At 64.9% G+C, this 14928-nt stretch carries 16 protein-coding genes; 13 read left to right on the top strand and 3 right to left on the bottom strand.

Annotation, left to right across the window (positions count from 1 at the left end; translation table 11 throughout):
• Nucleotides 1-101: 101 nt before the first annotated feature.
• Nucleotides 102-377, bottom strand: coding sequence for a hypothetical protein (locus MRBLMA1_RS09315; RefSeq protein ID WP_133651354.1), 276 nt, complete (start codon nucleotides 375-377; stop codon nucleotides 102-104).
• A 180-nt stretch (nucleotides 378-557) separates the two neighbouring features.
• On the opposite strand from MRBLMA1_RS09315, the gene MRBLMA1_RS09310 reads away from it, so the two are divergent.
• The 8 genes from MRBLMA1_RS09310 to MRBLMA1_RS09275 all read left to right on the top strand — a co-directional run bounded on the left by MRBLMA1_RS09310 (nucleotide 558) and on the right by MRBLMA1_RS09275 (nucleotide 8139).
• Complete coding sequence (locus MRBLMA1_RS09310) at nucleotides 558-1259, top strand: GntR family transcriptional regulator (RefSeq protein ID WP_363736319.1); 702 nt, start codon at nucleotides 558-560, stop codon at nucleotides 1257-1259.
• 110 nt (nucleotides 1260-1369) lie between these two features.
• Nucleotides 1370-2296, top strand: a complete 927-nt coding sequence (locus tag MRBLMA1_RS09305; RefSeq protein ID WP_363736316.1) for an SDR family NAD(P)-dependent oxidoreductase — start codon at nucleotides 1370-1372, stop codon at nucleotides 2294-2296.
• A gap of 18 nt (nucleotides 2297-2314) precedes the next feature.
• On the top strand, nucleotides 2315-3079 hold the full coding sequence (locus tag MRBLMA1_RS09300) for an SDR family NAD(P)-dependent oxidoreductase (RefSeq protein WP_363736314.1): 765 nt from the start codon (nucleotides 2315-2317) through the stop codon (nucleotides 3077-3079).
• 95 nt (nucleotides 3080-3174) lie between these two features.
• Nucleotides 3175-3732: a UGSC family (seleno)protein gene (locus tag MRBLMA1_RS09295; RefSeq protein ID WP_133651350.1), complete on the top strand. Its 558-nt coding sequence runs from the start codon at nucleotides 3175-3177 to the stop codon at nucleotides 3730-3732.
• Nucleotides 3650-4750, top strand: a complete 1101-nt coding sequence (locus tag MRBLMA1_RS09290) for a hypothetical protein (protein WP_363736312.1) — start codon at nucleotides 3650-3652, stop codon at nucleotides 4748-4750. Before MRBLMA1_RS09295 ends, MRBLMA1_RS09290 begins: the two co-directional genes overlap by 83 nt.
• Nucleotides 4747-6228, top strand: coding sequence for an AMP-binding protein (locus tag MRBLMA1_RS09285; protein ID WP_363736310.1), 1482 nt, complete (start codon nucleotides 4747-4749; stop codon nucleotides 6226-6228). Before MRBLMA1_RS09290 ends, MRBLMA1_RS09285 begins: the two co-directional genes overlap by 4 nt.
• Nucleotides 6225-7331, top strand: coding sequence for a CaiB/BaiF CoA transferase family protein (locus MRBLMA1_RS09280; RefSeq protein WP_363736309.1), 1107 nt, complete (start codon nucleotides 6225-6227; stop codon nucleotides 7329-7331). Before MRBLMA1_RS09285 ends, MRBLMA1_RS09280 begins: the two co-directional genes overlap by 4 nt.
• A 7-nt stretch (nucleotides 7332-7338) precedes the next feature.
• Complete coding sequence (locus MRBLMA1_RS09275; RefSeq protein ID WP_363736307.1) at nucleotides 7339-8139, top strand: TIM barrel protein; 801 nt, start codon at nucleotides 7339-7341, stop codon at nucleotides 8137-8139.
• Nucleotides 8140-8141: 2 nt separating this feature from the next.
• Here MRBLMA1_RS09275 and MRBLMA1_RS09270 read toward each other — a convergent pair whose 3' ends face one another.
• Entirely contained in the window at nucleotides 8142-8462 is a 321-nt protein-coding gene (locus MRBLMA1_RS09270; protein WP_133651347.1) for a 2Fe-2S iron-sulfur cluster-binding protein, read from the bottom strand.
• A 263-nt stretch (nucleotides 8463-8725) separates the two neighbouring features.
• Between MRBLMA1_RS09270 and MRBLMA1_RS09265 the strand changes: the two genes are divergently transcribed.
• Both MRBLMA1_RS09265 and MRBLMA1_RS09260 read left to right on the top strand, forming a co-directional pair.
• The gene (locus MRBLMA1_RS09265) at nucleotides 8726-9739 is read left to right on the top strand and encodes an alcohol dehydrogenase catalytic domain-containing protein (protein ID WP_363736305.1); all 1014 of its coding nucleotides are present in this window, start codon (nucleotides 8726-8728) and stop codon (nucleotides 9737-9739) included.
• Entirely contained in the window at nucleotides 9739-10905 is a 1167-nt protein-coding gene (locus MRBLMA1_RS09260) for a sulfotransferase family protein (protein ID WP_363736304.1), read from the top strand. The genes MRBLMA1_RS09265 and MRBLMA1_RS09260 overlap by 1 nt, the downstream gene beginning before the upstream one ends.
• Before the next feature lie 59 nt (nucleotides 10906-10964).
• On the opposite strand, the gene MRBLMA1_RS09255 is transcribed toward MRBLMA1_RS09260, so the two are convergent.
• Nucleotides 10965-12194 (bottom strand): CaiB/BaiF CoA transferase family protein, encoded by a 1230-nt coding sequence (locus MRBLMA1_RS09255; RefSeq protein ID WP_363736303.1) that lies wholly within the window; start codon nucleotides 12192-12194, stop codon nucleotides 10965-10967.
• Nucleotides 12195-12378: 184 nt separating this feature from the next.
• Between MRBLMA1_RS09255 and MRBLMA1_RS09250 the strand changes: the two genes are divergently transcribed.
• The 3 genes from MRBLMA1_RS09250 to MRBLMA1_RS09240 are packed head-to-tail and all read left to right on the top strand — an operon-like array spanning nucleotide 12379 to nucleotide 14865.
• Nucleotides 12379-13182, top strand: a complete 804-nt coding sequence (locus MRBLMA1_RS09250) for an enoyl-CoA hydratase/isomerase family protein (protein WP_133651343.1) — start codon at nucleotides 12379-12381, stop codon at nucleotides 13180-13182.
• A gap of 1 nt (nucleotide 13183) precedes the next feature.
• Nucleotides 13184-14314, top strand: coding sequence for an NADH:flavin oxidoreductase (locus tag MRBLMA1_RS09245; protein WP_363736302.1), 1131 nt, complete (start codon nucleotides 13184-13186; stop codon nucleotides 14312-14314).
• Nucleotides 14311-14865 (top strand): nuclear transport factor 2 family protein, encoded by a 555-nt coding sequence (locus MRBLMA1_RS09240; RefSeq protein WP_363736300.1) that lies wholly within the window; start codon nucleotides 14311-14313, stop codon nucleotides 14863-14865. The genes MRBLMA1_RS09245 and MRBLMA1_RS09240 overlap by 4 nt, the downstream gene beginning before the upstream one ends.
• The last annotated feature ends 63 nt before the right edge of the window (nucleotides 14866-14928 follow it).

Genomic DNA, 14928 nt, shown 5'->3' with positions numbered 1-14928 from the left:
GGCCGCGAACAGCTGGGCGAGGCCGTCCAGCTCCTTCCCCTGATGCATGACAGGCGGCCGGCCGTGGCCGATCGCCTGCGCCAATGCGGTAGCTCGTGGCTTCAGAGCTTCTTGAGATCCTCAGCGGTCAGGCTTGTGACCAGTCCCTTGTCGCCGGCGGACAGGGTCGCGGCCGGGATGGAGACGAAGCGGCCCCTGTAGATGATCTGAACCGATGCCGGCGCGCCTTCGCCATTCTGGATGATCCGGTCGATGAATCCGACGCGGACGCCATCGGCGGTCTTGACCATGGTGCGCGTCTTGATGGCGGGAGCCTCCTGCGCGATCGCGACAGAGGAAAGGGAAAGGGCGGCCGCAAGCGAGAAAAGATATTTCATATATGCCTCATAACTGATCTGGCGGGCCGCTATCATGTTGTTCGGGCGGGAACAAAATCAAAGCGCGGTTGCCGCCAAGCGATCACCTATATGAACGATGCTGCTGGCCGGCCTTGCAGCGGCGGGCTGGGCGGCGATGTCGGCATTGAATTTCGTCGGGTTTCAGAGCATGGAACCTGCATGCATAATGAACAGCGACATGCCGATGCGTCGGGACAGCTTGAACCCCTGGCCCGGCCGGAAGCCCTGACGGAAATGGTGGCTGATCGACTTCGCAGCGCGATCCTGTCGGGCGCCCTCGCTCCCGGCACGCATCTTAGCGTGCCGGAAATCGCCAAGCGGCTTGGCGTCAGCCGGACCCCGGCGCGGGAAGGGCTGATCGCCCTGGAACGGGAGGGGCTGGTGGAGCCGCGGGCGAGCGCCGGCGTCGCCGTGATCGCGGGCGGTACCCGCGACATTCTCGACCTGCTGGATATTCGCGAAGGGCTGGAGATCGTCACGGTGCGTCGCGCAGCCGAGCGCATGGATGCGGATGGCATCGCCAAACTCAAGGCGCTGTTCGCGCAGCATGAGGCGGTGGTCGCGCAAAATGATCTGGCCGGCCATGTCGAACTGGACGCTGCCTTTCACGGCATGATCCGCGAGGGGGCGTGCAATGGGCGTCTGGCGCGTCAACTGGTGCAGATCGATCAGCAGTTGCGGGTTCTCAACAGCCGCCTGTCGCGCGCGCGGGGATGGAGCGGCCGTGCGGTATTGCGTGATCACAAGGCGATCATCGATGCCATAGAGGCAGGCAATCCCGACGCTGCCGAACGCCACATGCGCGCCCATATCGAGCGAACGCGCACTTTCCAGCAACGGTCAGCCGGACAAGCTGAATAACGGTCCACAGCGTGTTCACCGCATAGGCGATGCTTGAACGCCCATGCGCCGGGCCAGTCGATCCTCTGCATGTTGCATGTATACTGATGCGACTGACGGAGGAACCGGGGATGATTCGACTGGATGGACGCGTCGCGATTGTCACCGGCGCCGGACGGGGAATGGGACGGACCCATGCGCTCCTGCTCGCCGCGCGCGGAGCAAAGGTGCTGGTGAACGACTATGGCGGCGCGCAATCGACCCTGACTCCGGGCAGCATTTCCCATGCGCAGTCGGTGGTGGAAGAGATCCGTGCGGCAGGGGGCGAGGCGGAGGCGGATGCCGCCATGGTCGGCACGGGCGAATCCGCGAGGGACATTGTCCAGCACGCGCTGGATGCTTTCGGCCGTATCGACATATTGGTCAACAATGCCGGGGGATCGTTGATCGGCGAACCCGATGCCTTCGCCGACGAAGAGATTGAAGGCGTTTTGCGGACCAATTTCATCGGACCCTACATGCTGTTGCGGCGCGTCTGGCCGCTGATGCGCGATCAGGGTTTCGGCCGGATCGTCAATGTCATGTCATCGGCGGTGCTGGGGGCGGGGCATCTGGGGCCATATGCGGCGGGCAAGGCCGGGTTGCTGGGGCTGACCCATGACGCCGCCTTTGACGGGCGCCCGCATAATATCCTGGTGAACGGAGTCTTCCCGACCGGCGCATCCCGCCTGACGGAAACATCGCATGAGGATCTGGCGCTCTGGTACCGAACCCATTTCCAGCCGGAAAAGGTATCGGCGCTGATCGCCTATCTGAGCAGCGAGGAACTGGATTTCAGCGGCGAAGTCTTCAACGTCGGGGGAGGGCGCGTCGCGCGGCTGGCCATCTTCGACAATGACGGTCTGTTCGATCCGGCGATCACGCCGGAGAGCATCGCCGCGAATATCGACCTGATCCGCGACCTGAGCCAACCCACCATCATCCCCACCCTGTGGGCGCAGACAGAGCGCTATTTCGCCCACATTCCCTGGACGGGCGGCAGGGCGGGGCTGTTCTGAACAGCAGGAGGACAAGATATGGAAGGACCGCTGAAAGGAAAGGTCGCGCTCATCACCGGCAGTGGATCGGGCATGGGCGTGGGCATCGCGCTCGCCGTCGCCAAGGCGGGAGCGGCCGTCGTCCTGGTGGGACGGACGGTTGAGACGCTGGAACGCACGCGGGCGCAGATCGAGGCGGCCGGTGGGCGCGCGATGGTCGCGCCGTGCGACGTCACCGACCGCGCGCAGGTCGATGCCACCGTGGCGCGCGCCCAGGCGGAACTCGGCCCCATCTGGCTGTTGGTGAACAATGCCGTATCGACCGACAACCGGCCGATCGAGGATGTGGATGACGCCAATCTCGACCTCGTCCTGCGGTCGGCGATCCATGGCTCGCTCTACATGATGCAGGCGTGCTTCCCCACGATGAAGGCGCGGGGCGGCCGGATCGTGAATTTCGGCTCTGGCGGGGCGACCATGGGCCTGCCGGAAGTGGGCGCCTATGCGATCGCCAAGGAGGGCGTCCGGGGGCTTACCAAGACTGCGGCTACAGGCTGGGGCAAATATGGAATCACGGTCAATACCGTCTGCCCCATGGTTGCGACGCCGCTGTTCGACAGCTGGTGGCAAAGCCTGAGCGAGGCCGAGCGCGAACATCAGCTGTCGATGATCCCGATGCGCCGCATGGGCGAGGGGGAGCAGGATGTCGGCGGCCTCATCGTCTTTCTGGCAAGCGAGAATGCCGGCTACATCACCAGCCGCACACTGCACGTGGACGGAGGGCGTGCCTTCTATGACCGCTGACCGGAGGGGCACGGCACCAGCCTCGTCCTGACATATATCATCAACAGGCTTGATATTTTGCATGCAACATGCAAATAAGTGCTGGAGGTGTTCCCATGACGATTATTCTCGATCCTACCGCATCGCTGGTCCACGATATTGCCGATCCCGGTCCCCCTGCGGGCGATCTTCAAGGCAGGAAGATTGCGATCCGCATCGACATGCTGTGGCGCAGCTGGGACTGGGTCAGTGAAATATGGGCCGAAAGGCTGCGCGCCGAAGGCGCGGAGGTGACCTTCTGGCGAAGCTGCGGCCGCACCGGCGAGGAAGGCGAACAGGCCGACCGTGAATATCAGGCGTTGCTGGCGCAGAGCGACATGGCCATTGTCGGCCTGGGCAATTGCGGGTCCTGCACAAGCTGGACCATCGCTGACGCGCTGACGGCGGCCGCCACCGGAATGCCGACCATCGCGGTGGCCACCGCCCATTTCGAAGGTCTGGCCAGGAATCTGGCGAAGCGCGGCGGACGATCGGGTCTGCGCCTTCACATCCTTCCCTATCCTCTCGATATCCTTCCGAAAGAGCAGGTCCATGACATTGCAAGAAACCACTATCGATCGTTCCTGCGGGATTTCGGGGTGCGAAGCGGACTGGCTGAGCAGTCGGCGGCATGAGGTCGACGACGATATTGTCGCCTTCAACAATTTCGCCATGGCGCAGGGGTGGGGCGACGGGCTGCCGCTGATCCCGCCGACGCAGGCGCGGGTGCAGGATTTCCTGATCGCAGGCGGGCGATTTCCAGACGAGCTGATTGCCGTGCTGCCGCCGCTGCGCGCCGAATGCACGGTGGAAAAGATCGCGATCAACGCCGTCATGGCGGGCTGTACGGGCGAGTCCATGCCGCTCTTGTGCGCCGCGATCGAAGCCATGGCGGACCCGAAATTCGATCTTGCGGGCCTCAACGCCACCACCGGGTCGGTGGTGCCGGCGCTGATCGTCAACGGCCAGATCCGCAACCGGCTGGACATTCCCTGCCAGGCCGGCTGCCTGGGTGGAGTCGCCGGACCCGCAGTGGCCATCGGCCGGGCCATTCGTCTGATCATGCGCAATGTGGCGGGCCAGTTGATCGGCGCCACGTCGCAAAGCGTCTACGGCACGCCGGGGCGGGTTGCCGGCATCCTCTTCGGCGAATGGGAGGAACGGTCCCCCTGGGCGCCGCTGGCGGAACGGCGCGGGGTTCAGGGGGATGCCGTCACCGCCTATGGCGCGATGGGCACGGCCAATATCTGCGATGTCGTGGCGAACAGCGCCGACGGCTTCCTGGACATGATCGCCAAGTCCATGGCCTATCCCGGCGCCAACGGCTTCCTGCCTTCCTCCGCCTTCGCCGAAACGCTGTGCGTGATCAACCCGATCTGGGCAGAGGTGATCGCGCGGGCCTATCCCCGGATGGAGGATGTGCAGGCCTATATCTGGGACAAATGCGCATTGCCCATCGACTGGTTTCGGCCCGAATATCGCGACCCCATCGGCAATCTCGGCCGGATCAAGCCCGACGGGCGCGTTCATCTGGTGTCCAGTCCCGATGACGTGCTGGTGATGGTCGCGGGAGGGGAGGGCGGCCTGCACGCGGCGATGCTGCACAGTTGGGGCACCTGCCTTACCGTTACGCGTCCGGTCGCGTCTGCATGATCGGTGACGTCGTCATCGGCGATCGCGTTCGCGGGCGGGCCGAATTGCTTGACAGGGCAGCGCGGCTGGCAAGCGCCATGGCGGCGGCAGGGGTGGTCGCGGGTGACGCGGTCGCGCTGCTGCTGCGCAATGATTTTGCCGTGCTGGAGGCCAATCTCGCCGTTCGCAGGCTGGATGCCTATGGCGTGCCGATCAACTGGCACTGGCACGGGGCGGAGATCGGCTATGTGCTGCGCGACGCCACGCCCCGGCTGCTGATCGGACATGCCGATCTGCTGGAAGGGATAAGGAACGAGATTCCGGACCACCTGCCCGTCATCGCCGTGGGCGGGAAGAGCAATTGGCCGGATTATGACGACTGGATCGGCGCGCACGAACCCCATGCCGGCAATGGCAATGGTCTCGGCTCCTCGATGGTCTACACCTCGGGCACCACCGGCAAACCCAAGGCGGTCCGGCGCCTGCCCGCGACGGGCGAGGAATCGGCGCAGCGCGCGCGGGTTCTCTCGATCATCCATGATACGGCCCCGGGAAATGTCGCGCTGGTCACCGGGCCGCTTTATCATCTCTTCAGTCAGGCGATCCTGATGGCGACCTTCGGCGCGGGCGGCACGGTGGTTGTGATGGAGCGATTTGATCCGGAGGAGTGCCTGCGCCTCATCGAGAAGCATCGCGTCACCCATAGCGCGCTGGTGCCGACCCTGTTCGTAAGGCTGCTGCGCCTGCCCCCGGAGGCGCGGACACGATATGATCTTTCCACCCTTCGACATGTCGTCCATTCCGGTGCCCCCTGCGCGCCGGAGGTGAAGCGCGCGATGCTGAAATGGTGGGGTCCTGTGCTCTACGAGACCTATGGATCGACGGAGACCGGCGTCGTTACGAAGATCAGCCCGGAGGAGTGGTTGGCAAAGCCCGGCAGTGTCGGACGACCCGTGCTGACCGGGGAGGTTCGTATTCGCGGCGGAGACGGCCAGTGGGCAGGACCGGGGCAGACGGGCGACATCTATCTGCGTATCCACGGCACGCCTGACTTCACCTTTCACGGCGATCCCGAAAAGCGCGCCGCCGTGGAATATGACGGGCTCATCACATGCGGCGACATGGGATGGCTGGATGAAGAGGGCTATCTCTTCCTCTGCGACCGCCGCGTCGACATGGTGATTTCCGGCGGCGTCAACATCTACCCGGCGGAAGTCGAGGCCGCCCTGCTGGAACATCCCGGCGTGGCCGACTGTGCCGTGTTCGGGATTCCCGATCCCGAATTTGGCGAGGCGCTGGTGGCGTATGTCGAGGCTGAAGACGGGGTGAAGCCCGACGAGCTGAAGGCGTTTCTGCGTGCGCGGATCGCGGGATACAAGCTTCCACGGCATGTCGTCATAAGCGATGTCCTGCCCCGGGAAGAGACGGGCAAGATCATGAAACGGCGGCTGCGCGACAATTTCCTCGCCGACGCATCAGGGGAGAGCATCAAGGGATGAGCGGACAGGGGAGCAGCGCCATCCCGCCCGGCGCGCTGGCGGGATTGAAGGTCATCGACATGGCGTCGCTCTATGCCGCGCCGCTGGCGGCGACGATCATGGCGGATTTCGGTGCCGACGTCCTGAAGATCGAGCCGCCGGAAGGCGATCTGTTCCGCAACAGCAAGATGTGGCCGCTCGTCGCGCGCGGGAAGCGCTGTGTTGCAATGGACCTGCGTTCGGCCGAAGGAATTGCGCGGCTCAAATCGCTGGTCGAACATGCCGATGTGGTGGTTGAAAATTACCCCGCCGACGTGCTGGCCAGACGCGGCATCGGCTGGAATGTCCTCTCGGCCATCAACCCCCGCCTCGTCATGCTTTCCCTGTCCTGCTTCGGGGGAACCGGCCCCTATGCGGGCCGTCCCGGTTCGGGCACGATCGGCGAAGGCTTTGGCGGCCTGACGGAACTGATGGGAGCGGCCGACGGCGCGCCGATGCTGCCGTCGGTGGCGCTGGGCGATGCCGTGGGCGCGATGAGCGCCGTGATCGGAACCCTGTCCGCATTGTACTGGCGCGACCGCAATGGACGGGGGCAGCAGGTGGACGCCAGCCTCTATGAACCGATCCTCCAGATCGTCGCCCATGCGGCGCAAAGATGGGAGCCGGGCCGGTCGCCCGAACGGACGGGGTCGCGCCTGCCGGGCGTGCTGCGCAACGTCTATCGGACGGCCGATCGGCGATATGTCGCGATCTCCGCCAGCACCGCGCGCCATGCCGCGGACCTGGTGGCGCTGGCGGCGGGCGAGGGGGCGGGGGGGGAGGAGAATGATCCCGACGCGCAGGTGGCGGCCTGGATCGCCACCGTGCCGCAGTCCGCGCTGGTCGAGCAACTTGTCGCCCAGCGCATCCCCGTGACGCCCGTCAACAGCCTGGATGATATGCTGGCTGACCCCCATGTGCGCGCCCGCGCCAGCCTGGTTCATGTTTCGGACGATGCCCTGGGCGATCTGGCGCTCGCCGCGCCTGCGCCGCGCCTGTCGGAAACGCCGGGGCGGATCGGGGAGGTGAACCCGCCGCTGCACACCGATGTCGAGCCGGTGCTGAAGCGCTGGGCCGAAAGGTGAGGGCGCGTTGATCCGGCTGGCGGCGCATCTGGGCATAGTCGATCCCGCGGCGCCCTTGCTTGCGGCGACGGCCGGGTCGATCGATCCGGTTGCGCAGATCGAATGCGCCGCGCGACTGGGCTTTGCTGGCATCACCGACAATGGACTGAAGCTACGCCCGCCGATGGTGCAGCAGGCCATGGGTATGGCGCTGCGCGATCATGGAATGGCGATGGGCAGTTTCACCCATAATCCGCTAGGGCTGGAGCCGCCCTTTTTCTGGGGAGCGACCATTGCGGACATGGAAGCGGCAATGGCTCCCGGCCTGGCCGCGGCGGAGCGCATTGGCGGCGGCTGCATCAACATGATCCTGCTGGATTGCGGTGCACCCCAGGCGGAACAATTGGCGCGAGCGACCGAGAATTTCGCGAGCGCCGTGACGCTGGCACGGGAACGCGGCGTCGCGCTGGCGGTCGAGGTGGCGAGCCGGGCACGCGTGCCGCAGGTGCTGGTGGAGCATGTGGACGCGGTGGCCGCTATGGCCCGATCGGCAGGCGTGGGGCTGATCCTCGACAGTTGCCATTGCCATTGTAGCGGGGAGGACATGGCGGCGATGATCCTGGCGCATGCGGACATCCTTGCCGCGGTACAGATCGCCGACATGCCCGGCCGCGTTCAGCCCGGCGCGGGCGTCATCGAATTTGCGCCGATCATGGCGGCGCTGCGCCGGATTGGCTGGACCGGCCTGGTCGAGGCGGAATTTATGCCAAAGGTGAAGGGCGTCGAGGGAGAAGCCGCCGCCATCGCCGCACTGAAAGCGATCGGGTGACTTCAACCCTGCCGTTCGGGCGTATGCACGATCAGGCCATCCAGTGCGGGGCGCAGACGGATCTGGCAGGAAAGCCGCGAATCCTCGCGCTTTCCATGCGCGAAATCCAGCATGTCCCATTCATCCTGCGACGGCGGCCCCACCATGTCGATCCATGCCGGATCGACATGGACATGGCAGGTCGCGCAGGCCGCGCTGCCGCCGCATTCGCCGATGATATTCTCGACGCCCGCGCGCTTGCCGATGTCCATGACCGACTGGCCGACATCGCCGTCCAGCGTGGTGACGACGCCGGAGGGGGTGATGAAGGTGACATGGACCATGATGATTTCCCCAGGCCTTGGACACATGACCGGCGTGGTGAAACGCGCGGTCCCCTTGTTTTAGGGCGTTAAGCCAGGCTGGCGCCATCGGAAAGAATCGGCGTCCGGCATCATGTCTGCGATCCCTCCGGCGCGCTCTTGCGCCAGCCTTGCCGCTGCGGGCAGGTTCGGCCGTAGGCCGACATTTTCAAAGCCGATAGCTTGTCAATTTAGATACCCGTGAGTATCTATAACCACGTAGCACAAGATTTTGGGAGAGAGCGATGCGGGCAGCGATATTCAAGGGCGCTGGTACGCCGTTAGTCGTCGAAACCGTGGCGGATCCCGAACCCGGCGAGGGCGAGGCGGTCATCAAGGTGACGCGTTGCGGCGTCTGCGGCACGGATCTGAGCATGACATCCGGCAAGGGCAATGATTTCCCCGTCAACAGCGTCATCGGCCATGAATATTGCGGCGAGGTCGTCGCCCTGGGCAAGGGCGTCGAAAAGCTGAAGGTCGGACAATTCGTCACCGCGATGCCGGTCGCCGGCTGCGGCCGTTGTCCGCCCTGCCTTGCCGGCTATCCGATGGCCTGTGCGCAGATGCAGGGCCTTGTCGGCGGTTTCGGCGAATATATGCGGATCGCCGCCGCGAGTTCGGTGTTGTTGCCCGAAACCCTGACGCCCGCCGATGGCGCGCTGATCGAGCCTCTGGCCGTCGGCCTGCGCGGCGTGCGGCTGGCGCAGATGCAGCCGGGGGCGAAGGTCGCGGTGCTGGGTGCCGGATCGATCGGCCTTGCCGTCATCTACTGGGCGCGCCTGCTGGGCGCGGGGAAGATCGTGGCCATTTCCCGTTCCGCGCGACGCGCCGATCTGGCGATCCAGATGGGCGCCAACAGTTTCGAGGCACTGGGCGAGGGCGAAATGGAACGCGTCTCCGCTGCGCTGGGCGGCATGCCTGACATCGTGCTGGAATGCGTCGGTGCGGTCGGCATGACGCAGAAGGCGGTAGAGCTGGTCGCCCCCGGCGGGACAGTCGTGTCGCTGGGCTTCTGCTCCTCGCCCGATCCGATCCTGCCTTCGCTCGCCACATGGAAGCAGGTCACGATCAAATTCTCCTTCGCCTATGACCTGCGCGAATTCGAACATAGCGCCAATGCACTGGACGCCGGGCATGTCGAACCGCGCCTGATGGTGTCGAGGACGGTGGGCCTGGACGCCTTTCCCGACCTGTTCGAACAATTGCGGGCGGGCGCCAACGAGACCAAGATTCACGTCGATCCGTGGAGCGTCGCCTGATGAGCAGCGAAGCCGTTTTGCAGGACCAGCCGCAACTGACCCTCGATGCCCTGCTGGCTGGCTCGACGGCCCGCACCGGCCTCAGCGACTTTGGCGATCCTGCTTTCCGGGAGGGGCTGGACCTGCTGCTGTCCGACATCCGCGCGCTCGATCTGGAACCTGCCTGCGTGCAGGCGACCGCATGGCGCATCGGTCAGTCGCTCGATACCCGCGCCTTGGCCGTCAAGGGGCTGAAGGCGCGGCCGGAGGTGCTGGAGACGCCGATCAGGGAACCGATCATCATCGCCGGCCTGGTCCGTTCGGGCACGACCGCGCTGCACCTGCTGATGTCGCTCGATCCGCAATTCCAGGGACCGGAACATTGGCTGACCGTCTACCCCATGCCCCGCCCGCCGCGGGATAGCTGGGACGCGATCGCCGAATACCGGACCGAAAAGGCGTCGCTCGACGCCTATCTGGAGGCGTCGCCGGAATCGGCCGACGACCATATGATGACGGCGGAAGGGATCGAGGAATCCTTGTTCATCCTGGGCTCCAGCTTCGCCAGCAACATGTGGCCGTCCATGTGGGACGTGCCGAATTACGACCGCTGGTACCGGGGCCGGGACGACACCGACAGCTATCGCTGGCTTGCTGACGTGCTGCGCCTGATCGGTGCGGGGGACGATCGCCGGTGGCTGCTCAAGAATCCCACGGATCTCTTTTCCCTGCAGGAGGTGCTGAACGTCTTTCCGGACGCGAAGATCATCCAGACCCACCGTGACCCGGTGGATTCGACGCCCTCCGTCAGCAACCTCATCTTCTCGGCGCGCAGGGCCTTTTGCGGCGACAAGGCGAACCGCGCCGATGTCGGACGGCGGGAGGCGGAGATGTGGGCGCAGGCGCTGGAACGTGCCGAAGCGGTGCGGGCGAAAAGCGACGCCACTTTCATCGATGTCGAGTTTCGCGACTTCACGCGTGACCAGATGACCACGATCCGATCCATCTATGATCGCCTCGGCCTGACGCTGACGGCCGAAACCGAAGGCGCGATGCAGGCCTGGCTCGATGCGCATCCCCACAGGCCCGGCACCGGGCCCAAGCACAGCCCGGAGGATTTCGGCCTGACCCGCGCGGGGCTGGAGGAACGGTTCGCCGCCTATCGATCGCGGCGCGGCTATATCTGAAGGGCGCGCGCAGCGACCGCTTGATGGGCCGGTCGCTGCGCCGTCGTTCCGGCGGGTTTTCAGATGATCCCGTCGTCGGCAAGCCCGTCGATCGCGGCCGCGTCCAGCCCCAGTTCCTGCGCCAGCACCTCCCGCGTATGTTCCCCCAGCATCGGCGGGGCGCGATAGTCGGTGATCGGCGTTTCGGAAAAATTGAGCGGACTGCGGATCACGTCGAGATCGGGCTTCAGCGGATGCGGCGCGCGCACGCGCAATCCCCGATGGACGGCCTGCGGATAATCGAACACCTGCTCCAGATCATTGATCGGCCCGCTGGGGATGCCGGCTGCGCCCAGCTTCTCCAACCAGTAATCGACGCTGTTCGTCTGGAAGATCGCGTTGAACACCTCGGTGATTTCGTCCCGGTTCTTCACCCGTTCGACATTGGTGTAGAAACGGGGATCGTCCTTCAGTTCGGGATGACCGACCGCGTCGCACAGCGCGAGATACTGCTTGTCGTTGCCGGACGTGATCATGATGGCGCCGTCGCTGCACGGGAACATGCTGGTCGGCATGCCGCCATTGCCCTGCGTGCCCCGGCGCACCGGCACCTCGCCCGAAGTGAGGTAGATCTGCGCATAATGCGACAGCGCCGACACGCCGCAATCCAGCAGGGCGATGTCGATATACTGGCCCTCGCCGCCGGCGGCGTCGCGATGATACAGGGCCGCCAATATGGCATTGGCGACGTTCAGCCCGGTGAACAGGTCGATGATGCTGGGGCCGACCTTCATCGGTCCGGCGCCCGGCTTGCCCTCCGGCACGCCGGTGACGCTCATGAGGCCGCACTCGCCCTGGAACACCGCGTCATAGCCGGGCTTTCCCGCCAGCGGCCCGTCCTGGCCATATCCGGTGACGGAGCAGTAGATGATGCGGGGATTGACGGCCTTCAGGCTTTCATAGTCGAGACCATAGCGCTTGAGATCGCCGACCTTGTAATTCTCCATCACCACGTCGCAGGACTTGACGAGTTCGCGGATCAGTTCCTGCCCCTTCGCGCTGGCGATGTTGAGGGCGACCGATCGCTTGTTGCGGTTGACGGACATGTAGAAGGCATTTTCCCGCGTCGGCTTCCCCTGCGCATCGCGCAGATAGGGTTCGCCGAAAATGCGGGCATCGTCGCCCACGACGGGGCGTTCGATCTTGATCACGTCCGCGCCCATGTCGGCCAGGACCTGCGACCCGAACGGCCCCGCCAGAACGCGGGTCAGGTCAAGCACGCGGATCTTTTCAAGGGGCAGTCTGGCCATGGATCACCTTGCTGAAAATAGCATTTTCCCATGCCACCTGAGGGTATGATGACAAGATCGGACCATGCCTGTTCACAACCATGATATGCTTTCCAAAGAAGGCCGTCGGGGGTTCCGCAGCCCTCGTGTTTTGGTCGACTATGGTCCACAGCCGGGCGGAATGAAAGAAAAGGACGGGAGTCAGATGGGCGACATCTTGCGCGACATGCCGGTCGAGGGCGTCTGCAGACTGACGCTGAACCGGCCCGATGCCCTCAATTCGCTGACCTACACCATGTATGCGGAGCTGATCGACCATCTGGAGGGCGTGCGCTACGACCATGATGTGCGGGTGGTCATTCTGACCGGCGCGGGGCGCGGTTTCTGCGCGGGCCACGACATCAGGGGTGCGGGCAGGCCCGAATGGGTGGCCGAAGGGCTGGGCAAGGCGCAGTTCCAGCAACGCGTCATGGCGAAGCTGGGGCAGATCCCGGTCCTTATGCGCGCCCTGCCGCAACCTGTGATCTGCGCGGTGAACGGGGTCACGGCCGGTGCCGGCTATCCGATCGCGATCGCCGCCGACATGACCATCGCGGCGCGCTCCGCCAAGTTCGTCAATGCCTTCCACAATGCGGGAACCGGGCATGAAATGGGCTTTTCCTACCTGCTTCCGCGCCTCGTCGGCCTTCAGCGCGCCGCAGAGCTGATGCTGACCGGCCGTCCCGTCATGGCGGAGGAAGCCGAGCGCATCGGCCTCATCCTGCGCTGCGTCGACGATGATGCCCTGATGGAGGAGGCGCTCAAGCTGGCCGAGGCGGTGATGGTCAACAGCCCGATCGGCATCGCCCTTACCAAGAGCTCGCTCCAGTTCAATGTCGATGCGCCTGGGCTGGAAGCCGCCATCGAGATGGAGAACCGCGCCATCTTCATGAGCCAGTCGACGGCCGACTCCGCGGAAAAGCGGACCGCCTTCATCGAAAAGCGCAGGCCGCTGTTCAAGGGACAGTGAGATGAGCCTGATCGATCCCCTGCTCCGTCCCCTCACGCTGCGCGGCCTGACGCTGCCCAACCGCGTGGTGATGGCGCCGATGACCCGCTATCGCTCCCCGCTCGGCGTGCCGACGGAGGAGGTGGCGAGCTATTATGGCCGCCGCGCCGCGACGGGACTGGGCGCGATCCTGACCGAAGGCGTGGCATTGCCCCATTATGCCGCGGTCGATCATCCCGACATACCGCGCATCGACGGTGTCGAGGTTCTGGCCGGCTGGCGCAGGGTGGTGGAAGCCGTGCATGATGCGGGCGGGCGCATCATCCCCCAGCTCTGGCATCAGGGGCCGATGTGGAATGTCGAATATGCCGGCACCGGAACCGGCAATCCGATGCGGCCGTCGGGACTGTGGGGACCGCCGGACGGCGTGATCTCCTTCCGCGAGGAAGGACGGGTGGAGAGCCTGTCCTCTGTCCCGCCGATGAGCGAAAGCGATATTGCCGACGTCATCGCCGCCTACCGCCGGGCAGCGCGCAATGCAGTGGCGCTGGGCGTCGACGGCATCGCGATCCATGGCGCACACGGCTATCTGATCGACAGTTTCCTGTGGGACTACACCAACCGACGCGAAGACCAGTGGGGCGAGCGGGCGGCCTTCGGCGTGGCGGTGGTGAAGGCGATCCGCGCGGAGATCGGAGAGGACATGCCGATCGTCCTGCGCTTCTCCCAGTTCAAGATGCAGGATTATCGCGCCGTGCTTGCGGACACGCCTGACGGCCTTGGTGCATTGCTCGGGCCGCTGGCGGACGCGGGCGTCGATCTGTTCGATGCCAGCCAGCGTTATTTCGACACGCCGACGTTCGAAGGATCGCCGCTCAACCTCGCGGGCTGGGCCAGGAAGCTGACCGGCAAGGCATCGATGACCGTCGGCGGCGTGGCGCTGGACAAGGCGAGGGGCAAGGCGCAGCATATCGATGCCAGCCAGCAGTCGGTGAACAACCTGCCGCTGCTGATCGAACGGTTCGAAAAGGGCGAGTTCGACCTGGTGGGCGTCGGCCGGGCGCTCCTCAACGATCCCGACTGGTTCGGCAAGGCGAAGCGGGACGAACCCTTCCTGCCGTTCGACCCCGCCAATCTGGAGCGATTGGCATGAATGACCTGGAAGCGCGGATCGACCGGCTGGAATCGCTGGCGGCGATCCAGCAGCTTCCGATACGCTATGCGATCGCGGTGGACAGCCGCGACATGGATGGCTGGGTCAATCTGTTCATTCCCGACGTGCATTGCGGGCGGCGCGGCAATGGACGCGATGTCCTGAAATCGATCATTACGCCCGCCGTCAGGACATTCTATCGCTCGGTTCACCAGATTTGCGGGCACCGGATCGAGTTCGACGATGCCGATCATGCGCATGGCGTGGTCTATTGCCGGGCCGAGCATGAGGATGAGGGCAAATGGGTGGTCATGGCGATCGCCTATTTCGACAGTTATGAACGACGCGACGGCGAATGGCTTTTCGTCCGCCGCCGGGAAAAACACTGGTATTCTGCGGACTGGCAGGAGCGGCCGGCGGCGCCCTTCACGGGTTGGGCCAGCCATGACAATCCACCCGATCTCCCGCAGGATTTCGAGAGCTGGGCGTCCTTCTGGGCGGATATGGACGGGCAGGACATCAGCCGCCTGACCGACCAGCCGGCGCATTGACGGATGGATCAAGCAGACAGGTCAGCAGGGGCCAAACGGGCAGGCTGAAACAGACGGGCCAAG

The organism is Sphingobium sp. LMA1-1-1.1, from assembly GCF_040676365.1.
Lineage (GTDB): Bacteria > Pseudomonadota > Alphaproteobacteria > Sphingomonadales > Sphingomonadaceae > Sphingobium.
Note: the sequence above shows the minus strand (reverse complement) of the source record. Positions and strands in the feature narration are given on the sequence as shown.

Bases quoted from the DNA above. Each gene is read 5' to 3' on its own strand.
- MRBLMA1_RS09315 (WP_133651354.1), bottom strand. From the start codon at position 377: ATGAAATATCTTTTCTCGCTTGCGGCCGCCCTTTCCCTTTCCTCTGTC.
- MRBLMA1_RS09310 (WP_363736319.1), top strand. From the start codon at position 558: ATGCATAATGAACAGCGACATGCCGATGCGTCGGGACAGCTTGAACCC.
- MRBLMA1_RS09305 (WP_363736316.1), top strand. From the start codon at position 1,370: ATGATTCGACTGGATGGACGCGTCGCGATTGTCACCGGCGCCGGACGG.
- MRBLMA1_RS09300 (WP_363736314.1), top strand. From the start codon at position 2,315: ATGGAAGGACCGCTGAAAGGAAAGGTCGCGCTCATCACCGGCAGTGGA.
- MRBLMA1_RS09295 (WP_133651350.1), top strand. From the start codon at position 3,175: ATGACGATTATTCTCGATCCTACCGCATCGCTGGTCCACGATATTGCC.
- MRBLMA1_RS09290 (WP_363736312.1), top strand. From the start codon at position 3,650: ATGACATTGCAAGAAACCACTATCGATCGTTCCTGCGGGATTTCGGGG.
- MRBLMA1_RS09285 (WP_363736310.1), top strand. From the start codon at position 4,747: ATGATCGGTGACGTCGTCATCGGCGATCGCGTTCGCGGGCGGGCCGAA.
- MRBLMA1_RS09280 (WP_363736309.1), top strand. From the start codon at position 6,225: ATGAGCGGACAGGGGAGCAGCGCCATCCCGCCCGGCGCGCTGGCGGGA.
- MRBLMA1_RS09270 (WP_133651347.1), bottom strand. From the start codon at position 8,462: ATGGTCCATGTCACCTTCATCACCCCCTCCGGCGTCGTCACCACGCTG.
- MRBLMA1_RS09265 (WP_363736305.1), top strand. From the start codon at position 8,726: ATGCGGGCAGCGATATTCAAGGGCGCTGGTACGCCGTTAGTCGTCGAA.
- MRBLMA1_RS09260 (WP_363736304.1), top strand. From the start codon at position 9,739: ATGAGCAGCGAAGCCGTTTTGCAGGACCAGCCGCAACTGACCCTCGAT.
- MRBLMA1_RS09255 (WP_363736303.1), bottom strand. From the start codon at position 12,194: ATGGCCAGACTGCCCCTTGAAAAGATCCGCGTGCTTGACCTGACCCGC.
- MRBLMA1_RS09250 (WP_133651343.1), top strand. From the start codon at position 12,379: ATGGGCGACATCTTGCGCGACATGCCGGTCGAGGGCGTCTGCAGACTG.
- MRBLMA1_RS09245 (WP_363736302.1), top strand. From the start codon at position 13,184: ATGAGCCTGATCGATCCCCTGCTCCGTCCCCTCACGCTGCGCGGCCTG.
- MRBLMA1_RS09240 (WP_363736300.1), top strand. From the start codon at position 14,311: ATGAATGACCTGGAAGCGCGGATCGACCGGCTGGAATCGCTGGCGGCG.